This window comes from Pseudomonas protegens CHA0 (assembly GCF_000397205.1).
GTDB lineage: Bacteria > Pseudomonadota > Gammaproteobacteria > Pseudomonadales > Pseudomonadaceae > Aquipseudomonas > Aquipseudomonas protegens.
In genome coordinates, this window is the sequence record NC_021237.1 from 2,978,781 (window position 1) to 2,993,650 (window position 14,870).

Sequence of the window (14,870 nt, forward strand, 5' to 3'; positions counted from 1 at the left end):
GAACATGACTGACAACACAGCACAGCCACGGCCCCTGGACGGCATCACCGTGGTCAGCCTGGAACACGCCATTGCCGCGCCGTTCTGCACCCGCCAGCTGGCGGACCTGGGCGCCCGGGTGATCAAGGTCGAGCGCCCCGGCAGCGGCGATTTCGCCCGGGGCTACGACCAGCGGGTCAAGGGCCTGGCCTCGCACTTCGTGTGGACCAACCGCTCCAAGGAAAGCCTGAGCCTGGACCTCAAGCAGCCCGAAGCCGAGGGCCTGCTGGACAGCCTGCTGGCCGGGGCCGACGTGCTGGTGCAGAACCTGGCACCGGGGGCGGCGGCGCGCATGGGGCTGTCGTTCGAGGCGCTGCATGAGCGCTTTCCACGGCTGATCGTCTGCGATATTTCCGGCTACGGCGAAGGCGGCCCCTATGAGCGGAAAAAGGCCTACGACCTGCTGATCCAGAGCGAAGGCGGCTTTGTATCGGTGACCGGCGGCCCCGAACCGGAGCAGATGGCCAAGGCCGGTTGCTCGATCGCCGACATTGCCGCCGGCATGTACGCCTACAGCGGCATTCTTTCGGCCTTGCTGCTGCGTGGGCGCACCGGCCTGGGCAGCCGCATCGACATCAGCATGCTGGAAAGCCTGGTGGAGTGGATGGGCTACCCCCTGTACTACGCCTTCGAAGGCGCCGAACCGCCACCCCGGGCCGGTGCGGCCCATTCCACCATCTACCCCTACGGGCCGTTTCCCGCGGGTGACGGCGGCACGGTGATGCTCGGCCTGCAGAACGAACGGGAATGGGCGGCCTTCTGCGACAAGGTGCTGGAGCTGCCCGAACTGGCCACGGACGAGCGCTTTGGCGCCAACTTCAAGCGTTCGGCCAACCGCGAGGCGCTGCGCCAGATCATCGTCGAGCGCTTTGCCCGGCTCAGCGTCGCCCAGGTGATCGAACGGCTGGAGCAGGCGCAGATCGCCAACGCCCGGGTCAACGACATGCAGGGCGTGTGGCAGCACCCGCAATTGGCGGCCCGGGACGCCTGGCGCCAGGTGGACAGCCCGGCGGGCCGCCTGCCGGCGCTGTTGCCACCGGCGCGCAACAGCGCCTATGCGCCGCGCATGGACGCAGTCCCGGCGCTGGGCCAGCACAGCGCAGCGATACTCGCCGAGCTGGGCCTGAGCCCGCAAGGCATCGAGCAACTGCAGGCCCGCGGTGTCATCTGAACCCCAACCTCCCCGTAGGAGCCGGCTTGCCAGCGAAGAGGCCGCGAGATCGCCTTCGCCGGCAAGCCGGCTCCTACGGAGGGCAGGACACACCAGGCTCTTATCGTAGGAGCTGGCTTGCCAGCGAAGGGGCCCCTGAGATCGCCTTCGCCGGCAAGCCGGCTCCTGCAGAGGGCAGGACACACCAGGCTCTTATCGTAGGAGCTGGCTTGCCAGCGAAGGGGCCGCGAGATCGCCTTCGCCGGCAAGCCGGCTCCTACGGAGGGCAGGGCGACACCAGGCTCTTGCCGTAGGGGCCGGGCAGCAAGCCTGGCCGCCATTGGTCTTCCAATAACAAGGATCCGAACATGTCCAACCCCATTGTCCGCTCCGCGCTGTTCGTCCCCGGCAGCCGCCCCGAGCGTTTCGCCAAGGCCCTGGCCTGTGGCGCCGATGCGGTGATCGTCGATTTCGAGGACGCCGTCGAGGAACCCCTCAAGGTGCAGGCGCGAGAGCACCTGGGGCGCTTCCTGCTGGCGCAGCCCCAGGTGCGGGCCTGGGTACGAATCAACGCACCCGAGCACCCCCAGCACCTGGCCGACCTGGCGTTCTGCCAGGCCCATGCCGGTGTGGTGGGCATTCTCCTGCCGAAAGTCGAGAGCGCAGCCCAAGTGGCGCAGGTGGCCGCCAGCGGCCGCCTGGTCTGGCCGATCATCGAAAGTGCCCGGGGCTTGCTGGCCCTGGGCGAGATCGCCAGCGCCCCCGGGGTCCAGCGCCTGTCGTTCGGCGGCCTGGACCTGGCCCTGGACCTCAACCTCAGCAGCGGCTCGGCGGCGGCCCAGTTCGCCCTGGACCAGGCGCGGCTGGCGCTGATCCTGCACTCCCGGGCGGCGGGGCTGCAGGCGCCGCTGGACGGGGTGTTTCCCGGCATCGCCGACAGCCAGGGCCTGGTCGCCTCGGTCCGCCACGCCTACGCCATGGGCTTTGCCGGTGCGCTGTGCATCCACCCGGCCCAGGTGCCGGTGATCCACCAGGCCCTGGCGCCCAGCGCCGAGGAGTTGGCCTGGGCCCAACGGGTGGTGGAAGGCGGGCGCGAGGGTGCCGGGGCCTACCAGGTGGATGGGCAGATGGTCGATGCCCCGGTGCTGCTGCGGGCCCAGCGCTTGCTGGCGATGGCCTGACCCTGCGCCCGGGCCGCGGCGCAGGTAGAATGGCGCGGTCTTTTTATCGAGGTGGCACCATGCACGGCTCAGCCCCATACACCTGCGGTAGCGTCCGATGAGCAGCCTGGAGCGGGCCATCGCGCTGGCCGCCCAGGCCCATGCCGGGCAAGTCGACAAGGGCGGTGCGCCCTACATCCTGCATCCCTTGCGCGTGATGCTGCGCCTGACACACCCCGAGGCGCGGATTGTCGCGGTGCTGCACGATGTCCTGGAAGACTGCCCCATCACCCCGGAGCAGTTGCGGGGCGAGGGCTTCAGCGAAGAGGTGCTGGCGGCGCTGCTGGCGCTGACCAAGGTTGCAGGCGAGGACTACCCGGCGTTCATTCGCCGCGCAGGCGCGAACCCCCTGGCGCGGCAAGTGAAGCTGGCGGATCTGGCGGAAAACAGCGACCTGTCGCGCATCCCCGAACCGGGTGCCGAAGACCTGCGGCGCCTGAAGAAGTACCGCCAGGCCACGGACTACCTGAACTCACTGGCGCGCGACTGAGCTCGTGATACCCGCGCCCAGCAGCGGCTCAGGCCTGGTCGTCGTCGCTGAGCTCGCCGGCAAACCCCCAATCGCTGCCGTCGATTTCCTGGATCACGATGTGGATATGCTCGGGCTTCTTGCCCAGTACCCGCACCAGGGATTCGGTGAATTCCTTGACCAGTTGGGCCTTCTGCTGGCGCGTGGCGCCCTTGGTGATCTGCAGGTTGATATAGGGCATGGATCGACACTCCAGGTGATGGCGCATGGACGGGCGGCAGGGCAGCCTACGACAGCCGCTGCCCTCCTGCCAGCCAGGGGCCTTGGTGCGTCAGTTGCTGTAGCTGGACAGCGCCACTTCGGCGGTGCGTGCCGGTGGCTTGCGCCCACGGGTGCGCCAGTGCTCGATCAGCGCCCGGCCATGGGCCAGGCCGGCCTGCAGCGCGGCTTCAGTGCTGGCGTAGTCATTGCCGTAGGGCGGGCAGGCGAAGTGCACGGAAAAGCACGGGTGCTGGCCGTGGCCGGTGAGGCGGCCGACGTAGCTGTAGCTGGAACCGGACTGATGGGGATCAAGGCTGGGAGAGCTCGGTTCACGAATGATCATCACGTAGATGTCGTGGTCGAATTGGGTGTCTTGATACCAACTGCTTGAAGAATCCATGGTCCACCTCCTTGTCCGTGAGCCTTCGCCGTGGCCGGCGTCGGCATTGTGTTCTGTGCGGGTCTAGCGGTTTGCGGGTGACGCCTGGGGGGCGTCGTGCAGCCCGGCGGGGTGGCGGAACACCCCCTCGGGCAGCCGTTTTTCCAGGGCCCGTGCGGCCCTCAGTACCAGGGCGTCGCGGCCGAAGCGGGCGACGATCTGCAGGCCGATGGGCAGGCCCGCCTCGCTCAGGGCGCAAGGCAGGCTCAACGCTGGCTGGCGGCTGAAATTGAACGGGAAGGTGGTGGGCTGCCACATGGCGCTGATCTGTTCCGGCCAGTCCGGCGGCAGCAGGCGTTCCACGGCGAAGGGTTCGACCACCGCGGCAGGGGTCAGCAGCAGGTCGTACTCACCCAGGAAACCGTGAAGCTTGTGCGCCACCTGATGGCGCTCTTGCACCGCACAGGCGTAGTCCAGGGCATTGAGCTGGCGCGCGCGGACCTGGGCCTGCTGGAGAAAGTCCCCCACCAGATGGCGGTCCTCGGCGGGTATTTCCTGGGCCACGGCGCAGGCCACTTCCACCGGCCAGGCCCGCAGGTAGTTCGGCGCCGGGTTGCCGATGTCCGGCGAGGCCAGGACCAGGGTGGCGCCGGCTTCCTGCAACAGCCTGGCAGCGTTCAGGCAGGCTGCGGCGATCTGCGGGTCGACATGGGCGGCGTAGCCCAGGTCGGCGCTGAAGGCGATGCGCAGGCCGGCGACGCCGTCCTCGATGGAACTGAGGAAATCCCTGGGCCCATGGGGCCAGGCAAAGGGCTCGCCGGGCTCGTGCACGGCCATGAGCTCCATCAACAGGGCAATGTCGCGCACGTGGCGGGCAATCGGGCCTTCGGCGGCCATGCCGCCCGGGTCGATGCTCGGGCAGGCGGACACCAGGCCATGGCTGGGCTTGAACCCGACCACGCCGCAAAAGCTCGACGGGGTACGGATCGAACCGGCGGCATCGTTGCCTGTCGCGGCCGGGGCATAACCGGCTGCGACCCCCGCAGTACTGCCGCCACTGCTGCCACCGGCATGCAGGGCCAGGTTCCACGGGTTGCGGGTGATGCCGGTCAACGGGCTGTCGGTCAGGGGCGTGCTGCCCAGTTCCGGCAGGGTGGTCTTGGCGATGAAGATCGCCCCGGCTTCACGCAGGCGTGCCACCAGGCTGGAGTCCCGGGTCATGGCCGGGCGGTTGGCCAGGGCCCGGGAACCACTGCGGGTCTGCCAGCCCTGTACGTCGTTGTTGTCCTTGACCAGGATCGGAATGCCATCCAGCCGGCCCATGGGTTGCCCGGCGGCCCAGCGCGCGGTGGACGCCTGGGCAGCGCGCAGCGAGGCCGGGTCCTGGCGTTCGCAGAGGGCGTTGAGCTGTGGCTCGTGGCGCTCGATCTGCGCCAGCACGGCCTGCAGCACGTCCACCGGGGTGAACTGCAAGGTGGCGAAACCCTGCAGCAGCGCCTCGATCGACAGGTGCGGCAGGGCCGCTTGGCTGGAAGTGGGCAACGGCATATTCGGCTCTTTGTTCAAGCACGCCGGGCGCGGGCTGCGCCACGGCGTGGAAAGGCGGCATGGACGCCGTTGGCGGCGTCCTGGCGGGCCTTCGCAGTGAATGACTCAGCGGCCACTGGTGACCTTGACCCAGGTCCGGGTCCGGGTGCGCTCGGCCTTGGCCGGCAGCGGGGCCAGGGGGTAGAGGCGGGTCATGGTCTCGGCGCTGGGGAACAGGTCCGGGTTGTCCAGCAGCGACTGCTGGATGAACGGCTTGGAATCGGTCACGCCGTTGGGGTAGCCGACGTAGTTGCTGATGGAGGCAATGACCTTGGGTTCCATCAGGTAATTGAGGAAGGCGTGGGCGGTGTCCACGTGCTTGGCGCCGGCGGGGATGGCCACGGTGTCGATCCACACCAGGGTGCCTTCCTTGGGAATGCGCATTTCGATGTGCACGCCGTTCTTGGCTTCGTTGGCGCGGTTGGCCGCCTGCAGGAAGCCGCCGGAGTAGCCCACGGCCACACAGATGTTGCCGTTGGCGATATCGCCCATCCACTTGGCGCTATGGAAGTAGCGCACGTAGGGACGCAGCTTGAGCAGCATGGCCTCGGCCTTGCGGTAGTCCTCGGGGTTCTGGCTGTTGGGGTCCAGGCCCAGGTAGTGCAGGGCCAGGGGCAGCATTTCGGTGGGCGAGTCGAGGAAGGTCACGCCGCACTGGCTGAGCTTCTTCAGGTTCTCTTCCTTGAACACCAGGTCCCAGCTGTTGACCGGCGCGTCGCTGCCCAGCAGCTCCTGGACCTTGTCGCGGTTGTAGCCGATCAGGTTGGTGCCCCACATGTAGGGAATCACGTAGCGGTTGCCCGGGTCGCTCTGCTCCAGCAGCTTCATCACGGCCGGGTCGAGGTTCTTCCAGTTCGGCAACTGCCCGCGGTCCAGGGGCTGGAAGGCGCCGGCGCTGATCTGCTTGCTGACGAAACCGCTGGAGGGCACCACCACGTCATAGCCGCTGTTGCCGGTCAGCAGCTTGGCTTCGAGCACTTCGTTGCTTTCGAAGATGTCGTACTTGACCTTGATCCCGCTCTGGGCCTGGAAATCCTTGATGGTGTTGGGAGCGATGTACTCCGACCAGTTGAAGATGTTCACCGTGCGCTCGGGGGCGGCCTGGGCGGTGACAGAGGCGGCCAGGGCCAGGGCACCGAGGGTGCAGGCCGTGGCGAGGCGGGAGAGGGCGGTGTGCAACGATTTCATATGACAACTCCATGTCCGAAATGAGCGGAACCATCCGTGGCGGACATTTTTCGTCGGATAGGTCGCAGAGAGAATGCTTGCAACGGTCAATAGGGGATATTTAGCGTCAATCTTCGGCGCAGTCCGAGAGCGGCCCGAGCTGGCCGGCCAGCTGGCGGAAGCGCCCGGGAGCGACGCCGCTCCAGCGTTGGAAGGCGTGGCGGAAACTTGCGGTTTCCTTGAAGCCCAGGGCTTCGGCGATGCGGTAGATGGGCAGGCTGTGCTGGCCCAGCAACTGCTGGGCGCGGGCGTAGCGCAACTCGTCCAGCAACTGCTGATAGCTGGTGTCCTGGGCTCGCAGGCGCCGGCGCAGGGTGCTGGGGGAGCAGTGCACCTGGCGCGCCAGGCTGTCGAAATCCGGCACCGCGTGCAGCTGTTCATTGAGGATGCGCCGCACCTGGTCGATCCAGGTCGGCCGCGCGCTGAGCTCCTCGTTGAGGCGGATGCAGCGTTGCAGCATGTCGTTCTGGGTCACCAGGTCCGCCAGGGGCAGGCGCCGGTCCAGCCACTCCAGGTCGAAGCCGATGGCATTGCGCCCGGCATTGAACTGCACCGGGCAATTGAAGGCCTGCTCGTAGCTGTCCATATAGGGCTGGGGGCCATGCATCAGTTGCACCTGGCGCAGGGGCAGGGAGCAACCCAGCAGGTCCTGGCAGGTGACCCGGTAGGACGACATGCAGAAATCGGTGTTGAACACCTCAAGTTCGCTTTCGCTGTACTGGTCGGCGGTGAGCCAGGCCAGGCCGTCGCGGACCTCAAGGTCGAGGCGGAAGAAGGTGCCCAGCAGCAAGGGGTAGCGCAGCGCCAGGGACCAGCCTTCGCGCAGGGTGGCGCTGGTCAGCAGGGTCAGGCCGAACATGCCGTAGGCGGAAATGTGCAGGTTGCGCCCCAGCACCAGCCCCAGGTCCTGGCGAAACTGCACGGCGTTGCTGAACACGCGCATTTCCTGGCTGATATTGATCAGACTGTTGGGCAGCTCCAGGTCCGCCAGCTGGATGCCGCTGCCCTCCAGCAGCACCTGGGCGGGTACGTCGCTGTCACGGAAGGCGTCCAGCACCGCTTGGGTGGTATGCAGGGTGGTCAAGCGAAGGGCGGTCATCGACGATCTCAGAGTGATATCGGGAGGCGTGACTTTAGGGGTTACGCGCCCGCGGTTCAATTGCCCCTTGCAGGCGCTGGCGGGGGCGGCGCAGGGCTCGGGAGCCCTTTCGCCGGCAAGCCGGTTCCTACATGGGGCGGAGCGTTCGGCGGGGGTGAACGCGGGTATCAAAAATTCGAAATTCTCTATACGCCATGCCTTAGGCACTCTTCCCTCAATCACAACAATAAAAAGGTGAAGTCCATGTTCAAGCTCTCAAGAGCGCTGTTCTGTGCCGCCGCATTGCTTGCTGCCGGGGTGGCCCAGGCCGCCGAATCCACCGGCAACCCGATCATCATCAAGTTCGCCCATGTGGTGGCCGAGAACACCCCCAAGGGCCAGGGCGCGCTGCTGTTCAAGAAGCTCGCCGAGGAGCGCCTGCCGGGGCGGGTCAAGGTCGAGGTCTACCCCAACTCGTCGCTGTTCGGCGATGGCAAGGAAATGGAGGCGCTGCTGCTGGGGGATGTGCAGATGCTGGCGCCGTCCCTGGCCAAGTTCGAGCAGTACACGAAAAAGATCCAGATCTACGACCTGCCGTTCCTGTTCGACGACCTGGCGGCGGTGGACCGCTTCCAGGCCGCCGAGGGCAAGCAGTTGCTGACCTCGATGCAGGGCAAGGGCATTCTCGGCCTGGCCTACTGGCACAACGGCCTGAAGCAGTTGTCGGCCAACAAGCCCCTGCACGAACCCAAGGACGCCCGTGGCCTGAAGTTCCGCGTGCAGGCCTCCAGCGTGCTCGAAGAGCAGTTCAAGGCGATGCGCGCCAACCCGCGCAAGATGAGTTTCGCCGAGGTCTACCAGGGCCTGCAGACCGGCACCGTCAACGGCACCGAGAACACCTGGTCGAACTATGAAAGCCAGAAGGTCAACGAGGTGCAGAAGTACTTCACCGAGTCCAACCACGGCCTGATCGACTACATGGTGATCACCAACGCGAGCTTCTGGAGCGGCCTGCCGGCGGACGTGCGCGGCGAGCTGGAAACCATCATGGCCGAGGTCTCGGTGGAGGTGAACAAACAGGCCGAGGCCCTGAACCAGAGCGCCAGGCAGAAGATCGTCGAGGCCAGGACCAGCGAAATCATCGAACTGACCCCCGAGCAGCGCCAGGCCTGGCGCGACACCATGCGCCCGGTGTGGAGCAAGTTCGAGGACGAGATCGGCGCCGACCTGATCAAGGCCGCCGACGCCGCCAACCAGCGCCACTGATACGCCCTCCCGGCCGTCCGCGGCGGACGGCCACTGCCCGTTTCGCGAGGTATCTCTATGCAGTCCCTGAGACGTATCTGGGAGCACCTGGAGGAGGGCCTGATTGCCCTGCTGCTGGCGACCATGACCCTGGTGACCTTCGTCTACGTGATGCTCAACAACATCTACACCCTGTTCTTCGCCCTGGCCGACAAATGGACCGCCAGCAGCGCCTTCTTCAACGCTCTGGGCGACGCCACCATGGGCCTGGCCCAGGACATGACCTGGAGCGTGGCCCTGACCAAGGCGATGTTCGGCTGGCTGATCTTCTTCGGCATCTCCTATGGCGTGCGCACCGCCGGGCACCTGGGGGTGGACGCCCTGGTGCGCCTGACCCCGCGCCCGGTGCAGCGCTACCTGGCGCTGCTCGCCTGCCTGTGCTGCCTGGTGTACGCCGGGCTGTTCATGGTCGCCAGCTTCAAGTGGCTGAGCGCGATCATGGCCGCCCATATCGGTGCCGAAGACCTGGACCGCTTCGGCATCCAGGTCAGCCATATCGTGGTGATAGTGCCCATCGGCTTCGCCCTGGTGCTGATCCGCTACCTGGAAATCTTCTACCGCATCTTCACCCGACGGCAGTTCGGCCTGGGCCTGGCCGACGAGGCGGGCGAGGCCAGCAAGCTGGCGGGCAGCCATGAGGAGCGTCACTGATGGCCGTGCTCTGTCTGTTTCTGCTGCTGTTCGTGTTCATGTTCCTCGGCGTGCCCATCGCCATTGCCCTGGGCCTGTCGGGGGCGGTGTCGATCCTGATGTTCAGCCAGGACTCCCTGAGCTCCCTGGCGATCAAGCTGTTCGAGACCTCCGACGCCTATACCTTCCTGGCGATTCCGTTCTTCCTCTTGTCCGGGGCCTTCATGACCACCGGCGGCGTGGCCCAGCGCCTGATCGACTTCGCCAACGCCTGCGTCGGCCACATCCGTGGCGGCCTGGCCATTGCCGCGGTGCTGGCCTGCATGCTGTTCGCCGCGCTGTCCGGTTCCTCGCCGGCCACCGTGGCGGCGGTGGGCTCGATTGCCGTGGCGGGCATGGTGCGCTCCGGCTATCCCAAGGAGTTCGGCGCCGGGATCATCTGTAACGCCGGGACCCTGGGCATCCTGATTCCGCCGTCGATCGTCATGGTGGTGTACTCGGCGGCCACCGAGACTTCGGTGGGCAAGCTGTTCATGGCCGGCGTGGTGCCCGGGTTGCTGCTGGGCCTGCTGCTGATGGTGGCGATCTACATCGTGGCCCGGGTGAAAAAGCTGCCGGCCCAGCCACGGGCCACCTTTGGCCAGTGGCTGAGTGCTGCGCGCCGGGCGTTCTGGGGCCTGTTGTTGCTGGTGATCATCCTTGGCGGCATCTACAGCGGCATGTTCACGCCTACTGAGGCGGCGGCGGTGGCGGCAGTGTACTCGGCCTTCGTCGCCCTGTTCGTGTACCGCGACATGAAGCTGCGGGACTGCCCCAAGGTGCTGCTGGAGTCGGGCCGGCTGTCGATCATGCTGATGTTCATCATCGCCAACGCCATGCTCTTCGCCCATGTGCTGACCACCGAACAGATCCCCCAGGAAATCACCGCCTGGGTGATTTCCGAAGGCCTGACGCCGATCGGTTTCCTGCTGATGGTCAACGTGGTGCTGCTGGTGGCGGGCAGCTTCATGGAGCCCTCGGCGATCGTGCTGATCCTGGCGCCGATCTTCTTCCCGATTGCCATGAAGCTGGGGATCGACCCGATTCACCTGGGCATCGTCATGGTGGTCAACATGGAGATCGGCCTGGTGCACCCGCCGGTGGGCCTGAACCTGTTCGTGACCTCGGCGGTGACCGGCCTGACCCTGGGCCAGACCATCCGCGCGGCGATGCCGTGGCTGATGATCCTGCTGCTGTTCCTGATCCTGGTGACCTACGTGCCGCTGATCTCCCTGGCCTTGCCCAACTGGCTGGGCATGTAGCGCCCCCATCGCTGGCAAGCCAGCTCCTACAGGCGCGCATAACCCCGTAGGAGCCGGCCTGCCGCGAACCGCGCAGCGGCCATTGGGCGCGGTTGATGGCGAGGGAATGGGGCGATCTTGCGGGCGCTTTCGCTGGCAAGCCAGCTCCTACAGGCGGGCATATCCCCGTAGGAGCCGGCTTGCCGGCGAACCGCGCAGCGGCCAGTCCGCACCGGGTCAAGTGCGCGGTGTTCAGGCCGTCGGCACGCGCCACAGGTACCAGGCAGCAGTGGTGCGCCAGGGGCTCCAGGCCTGGCCGATCTGGCGCAGCTGCCGGGGGCTGGGCTGTTTCTCCAGGTCTTTCAGGCGGCGATAACCTTCGCGCACGCCAAAGTCGTCCACCGGCAGTATGTCCTCGCGCTCAAGGCTGTAGATCAGCAGCATCTCCACGGTCCAGCGGCCAATGCCGGGCAGCTGGATCAGGCGCTCTATCAACTGTTCGTCATCCAGGCCGCGGGCGCTGGCGGCATCGGGGACGCGGCCGTCCAGGGTGGCCTGGGCGATGCCCTGCAGGGTCGCTACCTTGCGTGCGGAAAAGCCGCAGCCGCGCAGGCTCTCCAGGCTGGCATCGGCCAGTTGCCCGGGCGTAGGGAAGTCCTGCCCGGGAAACAAAGCGCGCAGGCGGCCGAGTATCGCGTCGCCCGCGCGGGCATGCAGTTGCTGGTAGGCCACCGCGCGCACCAGCGCCTGATAAGGCTCGCGCTCCGGGCGGGGCTGGTGCAGGCAGGGGCCGACGGCGGCGATCAGCGCGGCCCAGTCGGCATCCAGTGCGGCAAGAAAACGAGTGGCAGGGCAGGTGGGCATTGGTGATCCGGAACAAGTGGCGGGGCGAGCGGCAGATTAGCCCGCCGCCCCAAGGCTTGCACCCTGTCTCTTGCGCTGGAACTCGCGGCCCGGGCCTTGCACCCGGGCGCAGGGTTTTCAGTCCTTGGCCGCCGATAGGTAGAGCCGCTCCAGCACGTAGTGCAACGAGGCTGCCAGGGTTTGGCCATGGCTGAGTTTTTCAAAACTGTGGTAGTCCAGGGCCAACCCCGGCACCTGGGCCAGTTGCGCCTGCAACTGGCGGGCGCGCTGGTCGGCCTCGGGCCCTGCTGGCTGGCGCGGGTTGCCCGGCTCGGCGTCGCCACGCATCAGCAGCAATTGCGCATGATGGCCCTGCAGGCGCTCGGCCAGGCCCTGGGCCTGGGGCAGGATCAGGCCGTCGCCCCACCACAGCGAAGGGCTCGCGGCGGCGTAGTGTCGAAACGCCTGGGGCTGGCTGAACAGCGCCTGCAGCACCAGCAGGCCGCCGTAGGAGTGGCCCCACAGGGTCTGTTGCGCGGTATCTATCGGTGCCTGGGCCGTCACGGCCGGGCGCATGCGTTCGCGCAGCAGTTGCAGGAAGGCTTGCGCGCCGCCGCTGGGTTGCCCGGTCAGCGGGTCTTGCTGCTGCGCCTGGCCCGGTTGCTGCGGGGTGTAGTCATAGGTGCGGGCGTTGCGCTCGATACGCAGCGGGGTCTGGTAACCCACTGCCACCAGCAGCGGCGCCTGGCCCTGGTCCAGGCGCTTGAGCTGCTCGGGGTCGAGGGCGCCGATGGCGGCGTTGCCATCGAGCATCCACAGCACCGGGTAGCCCTGTGGCGGCGGCGCCTGCAACGGTTTGCCGATCCACAGTTGGTAGTGCCGCTGGCCGTCGGCGGAATCCAGTTGCAGGCTAGTGAAGCGGTAGGGCAGGTCCTGGCGTTGCAGCAGGCTGCGGTCCATGGGCTGGTCCGGGGCGGGGGCGGCCAGGGCCGCTCCCGCAAGGCCCCAGGCCAGGGCCAGGGGCAGGAAAAAAGTTCTCATCAGGCGTTCTCGGCAGGCTCTTGGTGATGGCTCTTGGTAATGGCTCAGAACGAAGCGGTCAGGCTGGTGTACAGGGTGCGCCCGGGTTCGTTGTAGGTGGCGGCGCCGGCCCCGGCGATGTTGTTCACGCCCTGGGCATTGCCTTCACGGAACAGGCGTTTGTCGAACAGGTTGTCGACCCCGGCGGTCAGGCTCAGGTTGCGGGTCAGGGCGTAGGTGCCGCTGACCCCGGCAATGGCGTACGGCGCCAGTTGCTGGGTGGCGCTGCCGGTGACGCGGTCTCCGTGATAGTCGTACTTCTTCGGCGTCTGCTGGCCGTACCAGGCCACGGTCGCCTGCAGCGACAGGTCCTGGGTGGCCTGCCAGTCGAGCATCGAGTTGAGGGTGTAGCGCGGGGTCACCGAGAGGTAGTCGCCGGTTTCCTTGTTCTTCGATTGCAGCATGTAGGTGAAGTTGTTGTTCCAGGTCAGCTGGCTGGCCAACGGAATGGTCAGGGTGCCTTCCAGGCCTTCCACCAGGGCCTTGGGCACGTTTTCCCACTGGTAGATCGCCGAGTTGCGGTAAGCGCCGCTGCCGCCGCTGGCATGGCTCACCGGGGCCAGGCCGGATTCCACCTTGTTCTTGTAGTCGTTGCGGAAGTAGGTCAGGCCGGCCACCCAGCCGTCGGCCTTGTATTCCAGGCCCAGTTCCTTGTTGACGCTGGTTTCCGCCTTGAGCTTGTCGTTGCCCTGCAAGTAGCAGCTGGTGCTCTGGCCGTAGCAACCCTGGCCGCGGCTGTAGAGCAGGTAGTCGGAGTTCAGCTGGTACAGGTTCGGCGCTTTGTAGGCCCGGGCGATGCCGGCCTTGAGGGTCAGGGTGTCGCTCAGGGCGTGGGACAGGTTGAGGGACGGGCTCCAGTTGTCGCCGACGATGCTGTGGTGGTCCAGGCGCAGGCCCGGGGTGAGCATGGTGCCCGGCTGCAGTTCGATGTTGTCTTCGGCGAACAGCGAGAAGATCTGCGCGCTGGACTGGGTGCTGCGGTTGCTCGAGCTCAGGCCGCCCACGGCGCCGCCTTCGCTGGTACTCTGGGTGTTGGCGCTGGGGTCGTCGAGCTTTTGCTGGGACCATTCGCTGCCCAGGGTCAGGGTCTGCTCGAAGCCGGCGCGCAGGGGCAGGTTGACCTCGCCATGGGCGGTCAGGTCGCGCAGCACCGCGGTGTAGAACTCGCTGTTGCTGAAGATGCCTTCGGTGCCGCCGGCCAGGCCTTCGTTGATCCGCGTGTTGCGGGTCTTTTCGTATTGCAGGTAGGCCATGGAACTGCCGAAGTCCCATTCGCCACGATGGGTCACCGAATAGGTCTCGCGGTAGCTGCGGTTGGTCTCGTGGCCCAGCAGGTTTTTCACCGTGCTGTTGCTGTTGGTGTTCTGGGTATCGCCGGTGTAGATGTTGCCCTGGCGGCTGAAGCCGGCTTCGAAGTCCAGGCTCTGGTCCGGGGTCAGGTGCCAGCTCAAGAGGCCGTTGAGGTCCTTGTTGCGTACCCCTTCGCGGCCAGCGGGCAGGGTGCCGACCTGGTTGCCGGTGCGCAGGGATTCATGGCCGGCGTTGATGTCGGCGTCGTCGGAATCGGTCTTGGCCACGTTGCCGTAGACCCGGTAGCTCAAGCTGTCGGTCAGCGGGCCGTTGAGGCCGAAGCTCATGCGTTGGGTGGCCCCTTCGTCCTTGTGGGTCGGGAACGAGCTGTAGATCGTCGCATTGCCGTGGGTCTGGATGCCGGCCTGCTTGGTGATGATGTTGATCACCCCGCCAGCGGCGCCGTTGCCGTAGCGGGCCGCCGCCGGGCCGCGGATCACTTCGATGCGTTCGACCTGGTCGGCCGGTACCCAGTTGGTGTCGCCGCGGCTGTCACGCTCGCCGCGCCAGCCGTAGCGCACCGAGTTGCGGCTGCCCACCGGCTTGCCGTCCACCAGGATCAGGGTGTTTTCCGGGCCCATGCCGCGGATGTCGATCTGCCGGTTGTTGCCGCGCTGGCCGCTGGTGGAGTTACCGGTGAGGTTGACCCCGGGCATGGTGCGGATGATCTGCGACAGGTCGTTGGCCGGCGGGCGCTTCTGGATGTCCTCGGCGGTGATCACCGAGACCCCCGGTGCCTGCTTGGTTTCTTCCTTGGCGGTGGCGATGACGCTCTGGGGTTCCAGCTCCAGGACCGGCTGGGTCGAGCCTTCGTTGGCGGCCTGCACGGCCTGGCTGAGCAGGCAGCAGCCGGACAGCAGGAAGGGGGCGAAAGGACGCATCGAGCGCATGGACATCGGTGATCTCCGGGACAGAGGCAGAAACAGAAGATCACGAATGATAATGACTGCTATTTGCGAGTAAAGCGCATTA

General features: G+C 66.7%; 14 protein-coding genes. 6 read left to right on the forward strand and 8 right to left on the reverse strand.

The window, feature by feature from the left end; all coding sequences use genetic code 11:
• The first annotated feature begins 4 nt into the window (after positions 1-4).
• The 3 genes from PFLCHA0_RS13590 to PFLCHA0_RS13600 all read left to right on the forward strand — a co-directional run bounded on the left by PFLCHA0_RS13590 (position 5) and on the right by PFLCHA0_RS13600 (position 2,899).
• Positions 5-1,210, forward strand: a complete 1,206-nt coding sequence (locus tag PFLCHA0_RS13590; RefSeq protein ID WP_015635354.1) for a CaiB/BaiF CoA transferase family protein — start codon at positions 5-7, stop codon at positions 1,208-1,210.
• A gap of 347 nt (positions 1,211-1,557) precedes the next feature.
• Positions 1,558-2,370, forward strand: a complete 813-nt coding sequence (locus PFLCHA0_RS13595) for an HpcH/HpaI aldolase/citrate lyase family protein (RefSeq protein WP_015635355.1) — start codon at positions 1,558-1,560, stop codon at positions 2,368-2,370.
• Positions 2,371-2,467: 97 nt separating this feature from the next.
• On the forward strand, positions 2,468-2,899 hold the full coding sequence (locus PFLCHA0_RS13600; protein ID WP_015635356.1) for an HD domain-containing protein: 432 nt from the start codon (positions 2,468-2,470) through the stop codon (positions 2,897-2,899).
• A gap of 28 nt (positions 2,900-2,927) precedes the next feature.
• On the opposite strand, the gene PFLCHA0_RS13605 is transcribed toward PFLCHA0_RS13600, so the two are convergent.
• The 5 genes from PFLCHA0_RS13605 to PFLCHA0_RS13625 all read right to left on the reverse strand — a co-directional run bounded on the left by PFLCHA0_RS13605 (position 2,928) and on the right by PFLCHA0_RS13625 (position 7,431).
• Positions 2,928-3,119, reverse strand: coding sequence for a tautomerase family protein (locus PFLCHA0_RS13605; RefSeq protein WP_015635357.1), 192 nt, complete (start codon positions 3,117-3,119; stop codon positions 2,928-2,930).
• 90 nt (positions 3,120-3,209) lie between these two features.
• Positions 3,210-3,539, reverse strand: a complete 330-nt coding sequence (locus PFLCHA0_RS13610) for a hypothetical protein (protein WP_011060950.1) — start codon at positions 3,537-3,539, stop codon at positions 3,210-3,212.
• Between the two features lie 63 nt (positions 3,540-3,602).
• Positions 3,603-5,066 carry an amidase gene (locus tag PFLCHA0_RS13615; protein ID WP_015635358.1) on the reverse strand — a complete coding sequence of 488 codons (1,464 nt, stop codon included), beginning with the start codon at positions 5,064-5,066 and terminating at the stop codon, positions 3,603-3,605.
• A gap of 105 nt (positions 5,067-5,171) precedes the next feature.
• Positions 5,172-6,293, reverse strand: a complete 1,122-nt coding sequence (locus tag PFLCHA0_RS13620) for a polyamine ABC transporter substrate-binding protein (protein WP_011060952.1) — start codon at positions 6,291-6,293, stop codon at positions 5,172-5,174.
• A 106-nt stretch (positions 6,294-6,399) separates the two neighbouring features.
• Positions 6,400-7,431, reverse strand: coding sequence for an AraC family transcriptional regulator (locus tag PFLCHA0_RS13625; protein ID WP_036996300.1), 1,032 nt, complete (start codon positions 7,429-7,431; stop codon positions 6,400-6,402).
• 243 nt (positions 7,432-7,674) lie between these two features.
• Here PFLCHA0_RS13625 and PFLCHA0_RS13630 point away from each other — a divergent pair, with 243 nt between their 5' ends.
• The 3 genes from PFLCHA0_RS13630 to dctM are packed head-to-tail and all read left to right on the forward strand — an operon-like array spanning position 7,675 to position 10,646.
• A complete protein-coding gene (locus tag PFLCHA0_RS13630; RefSeq protein ID WP_015635360.1) occupies positions 7,675-8,676 on the forward strand; it encodes a TRAP transporter substrate-binding protein in 1,002 nt (333 codons plus the stop codon).
• Positions 8,677-8,733: 57 nt separating this feature from the next.
• Positions 8,734-9,366 carry a TRAP transporter small permease gene (locus PFLCHA0_RS13635; protein WP_015635361.1) on the forward strand — a complete coding sequence of 211 codons (633 nt, stop codon included), beginning with the start codon at positions 8,734-8,736 and terminating at the stop codon, positions 9,364-9,366.
• Positions 9,366-10,646: a C4-dicarboxylate TRAP transporter large permease protein DctM gene (gene dctM / locus PFLCHA0_RS13640; protein ID WP_011060956.1), complete on the forward strand. Its 1,281-nt coding sequence runs from the start codon at positions 9,366-9,368 to the stop codon at positions 10,644-10,646. Before PFLCHA0_RS13635 ends, dctM begins: the two co-directional genes overlap by 1 nt.
• 231 nt (positions 10,647-10,877) lie before the next feature.
• On the opposite strand, the gene PFLCHA0_RS13645 is transcribed toward dctM, so the two are convergent.
• The 3 genes from PFLCHA0_RS13645 to PFLCHA0_RS13655 all read right to left on the reverse strand — a co-directional run bounded on the left by PFLCHA0_RS13645 (position 10,878) and on the right by PFLCHA0_RS13655 (position 14,788).
• Positions 10,878-11,489: a DNA-3-methyladenine glycosylase family protein gene (locus tag PFLCHA0_RS13645; RefSeq protein ID WP_015635362.1), complete on the reverse strand. Its 612-nt coding sequence runs from the start codon at positions 11,487-11,489 to the stop codon at positions 10,878-10,880.
• Positions 11,490-11,606: 117 nt separating this feature from the next.
• Entirely contained in the window at positions 11,607-12,509 is a 903-nt protein-coding gene (locus PFLCHA0_RS13650) for an alpha/beta hydrolase (RefSeq protein WP_015635363.1), read from the reverse strand.
• 44 nt (positions 12,510-12,553) lie between these two features.
• Positions 12,554-14,788, reverse strand: a complete 2,235-nt coding sequence (locus PFLCHA0_RS13655; protein ID WP_373366089.1) for a TonB-dependent siderophore receptor — start codon at positions 14,786-14,788, stop codon at positions 12,554-12,556.
• Between the last annotated feature and the right edge of the window lie 82 nt (positions 14,789-14,870).